This window comes from uncultured Romboutsia sp. (assembly GCF_958366745.1).
GTDB lineage: Bacteria > Bacillota > Clostridia > Peptostreptococcales > Peptostreptococcaceae > Romboutsia > Romboutsia timonensis.
On the sequence record NZ_CATXCO010000259.1, the window covers coordinates 1 to 2,978 of the forward strand.

Consider the following 2,978-nt stretch of genomic DNA (forward strand, 5'->3'; position numbering starts at 1 on the left):
GCTTGAGCCACTGCGTGGGCGAAGCATTTCAAAATCTTTTTTACGCTCAAAACTAATTTATTGATATTACTTACATTAAGAAGTTATACACAATTTTTAAAGTATTATAATATCATTAAGCGTAAAAAATAAAATGGACTTAAGTTTATAACTTAAGTCCATTTATATAGTTTATGAAATAATCATAAATATAAAGTGCGCAGACACACCTGCACAAATACCACCTATAGTATGAGATAATATAGCTTTACTTGTAAGTTCTCTTGCATTTAATGCATCCATCATACCTACATGAGTGCTTAAATATCCACTCCAACACATTCCCATAGCTGTAAATACTGCTATATCATTAGGTGTTATTATACCATCTGTTATAAACTGAGGAACTAAACTCATTGCAGCTCCTACTGCACCTAAAGATGTTATTGGAAATGCTATAGCTTCAGCTGATTTAAATCCAAACAATGGTTCTAGTATAAAGCTAAGTTTTTCTCCAAGTATAGGAAGTAATCCAATTCCTTCATATGCAGCTCCTGTATAAATATCTGCTCCTGTAGTTGGATCAGTACTTGGTCCAAATGTTAAAAGCATAACCAATGTACATACAACTAATACTCCAGGTATTATAGCAAGTCCAAGTTCAACTCCACTTTTACCACCTTCAAGTATAGCATCTAATGCTCTTTGGAATACACTACCATCCCTTATTACTCTAGCTTCTTTAGCTGTACTTGATTTTAAATCAGATTTATCATCACATTTATCATCTTTATAAAACTTTTTAGTGAAATGTAGCATTATTCTAACACTTACTATACTACCTATTATAGCTCCTACATTTCCTATTAAAGCAGGTAATACATATTCTTCACCTTGAGATATCATAAATGTTGTTACGATAAGTCCCATACCAAAAGATGTACCTATATTACATAAGGCAGGAATTTGATATTTCTTAAAGTATTTAGTAAAAGACTTATCTTTACTAAATGAAATTATTGCTGGATTATCAGATAAGTAAGTAGTTATTGCACCAGCAATACTTGCACCTGGTAATCCATATAATGGCTTCATAAAAATAGCAAATACTTTGTTTAAAAGTGATATGACTCCAAATTCTGAAAGTAATGCACTAAGCGAACCTGCAAGTACTGCCATTGCCATTATTAAAAATACCGTATTTAAAAGTAAGTCATGAGCAGTATTCATTATAACTTTAAACATTATACCAGCGCCCATAATATTTGCCACATAAGAAAATCCAAAAAGTAAAATTCCTAAAAATATAAAAGCTTCTATATTAGAGGATTTTGTTTTTTGATTTACTATACTATTTTCCATATAATATCCTCCTTTTACAATTTTATAAAAATAATTGCATATTTTTACATTTTGTTTTTTATATTATATACTAAATTTTATTAAAAATCATTAATAATTTAAAGTAAAAAATTCGCTTCGCTTGAGCGACGTGTCGGCGAAACACTTCATTTCGCCAACGATATATCCTTGCTCACGCTACGGATACATCCGTTGCTCAAAAATATCATTTTTTACTTTTATAAAGTTATTGATATTACTCATATTCATGTGTTATCCATAATTTTTTCATGATATAATTTCCTTATAGGTAAAAAACTGCTTGTAAAATCATAAATTAATCGATTTATATCATTTAAATTTATTTATCATTAATATCTTATAATTATTAAGAAATAATCTCATAATAAAAAGCCTTGTAGTTTACAAGGCTTTTTATTATGAATTCATTATTTTTTTCTCTCTTATTTTACTTTTTAAAAAGTCACTTAATTCTTCTATTCCTCTATTATCTTTACAAGATACTTCAAATACTTTAATATTTTTATTTAACATACGTATATCTCTATAGAATTCATTTATGTCAAAATTAGTATGGTCTATAATATCTAATTTGTTTAATATAACTACAGATGCGCTTTTAAACATTAATGGATATTTAAAAGGCTTATCATTTCCTTCAGTTGTGCTCATAACTACTATTTTCATATCTTCACTTAAATCATATTCTTCTGGAAATGCTAGATTTCCTATGTTTTCTATAGCTAAAAAGTCTAACTTATTTATATCTAAGTTATCAAGAGAAGTTGAAATCATACCAGCATCTAAGTAACACAGTCCACCTGTATTAAGTTGGATTACATCTATATTATGCTTTTCTATTCTCATTGCATCTTTTGCAGTGTATAAATCACCTTGAATAACTGCCATATTATAATTTGTTTTAATATTTTCTATTAATTTTTCAAGTAAACATGTCTTTCCAGAACCAGGAGATCCTAATAAATTTATAGTAAATATTTGTTTCTCATCTAATAGCTTTCTATTTTTATCTGCCAGCTCATTATTATTTACAGGTATATTTTTTTCTACGATTATTTGTTTCATAATATCCTCCCTTGTATTATTAAAATCTTTATCGGCTTATACTTCATATATATTTATGTATTAGTAAAAATCAATATTCTTTCTATATATTTATGTATTAATAAAAGTCAATATTCTTTTTATATCTTTATGTACACAAATTTATTTTCTAGAATAATATAATACTAGCACTACAATATAGGGGGTGACTTCATGTTACAATCGTTGTTATTGGTTTTCTCTTTATGCTTAGATACTTTTGTAGCAAGTATTGCTTATGGTACAGATAAAATAAAAATACCTTTTTATTCTTCAATTATAATAAACTTAGTTTGTTCCTCATTTCTAGGTATTGCTCTGTTTTTAGGAGATTTATTGAATAATTTTATGCCTATTAATGTTGCAACTTATCTTAGCTTTTTTCTTTTATTAGGTCTTGGTATATATAGAGTATTTGAAGTATTTTGTAAAAAGTATATAAAGAAGTTTTCCAATAAAGATAAACCTCTTACTTTTAAAGTTTTTGACTTTAAATTTGTTCTTCAAATTTATGCAGATGAAATAAAGGCTGA

The 2,978-nt window shown here is 27.1% G+C and carries 2 protein-coding genes and 1 pseudogene; 1 reads left to right on the plus strand and 2 read right to left on the minus strand.

The window, feature by feature from the left end:
- Nucleotides 1-171: 171 nt before the first annotated feature.
- On the minus strand, nt 172-1,341 hold the full coding sequence (locus Q5F54_RS12360) for a hypothetical protein (protein ID WP_071120387.1): 1,170 nt from the start codon (nt 1,339-1,341) through the stop codon (nt 172-174).
- Between the two features lie 417 nt (nt 1,342-1,758).
- Nucleotides 1,759-2,427 carry a hydrogenase nickel incorporation protein HypB gene (gene hypB, locus Q5F54_RS12365; RefSeq protein ID WP_071120386.1) on the minus strand — a complete coding sequence of 223 codons (669 nt, stop codon included), beginning with the start codon at nt 2,425-2,427 and terminating at the stop codon, nt 1,759-1,761.
- Nucleotides 2,428-2,619: 192 nt separating this feature from the next.
- Here hypB and Q5F54_RS12370 point away from each other — a divergent pair.
- A pseudogene (locus tag Q5F54_RS12370) lies at nt 2,620-2,978 on the plus strand (sporulation membrane protein YtaF); the annotation flags it as partial.

Bases quoted from the DNA above. Each gene is read 5' to 3' on its own strand.
- hypB (WP_071120386.1), bottom strand. From the start codon at position 2,427: ATGAAACAAATAATCGTAGAAAAAAATATACCTGTAAATAATAATGAG.
- Q5F54_RS12360 (WP_071120387.1), bottom strand. From the start codon at position 1,341: ATGGAAAATAGTATAGTAAATCAAAAAACAAAATCCTCTAATATAGAA.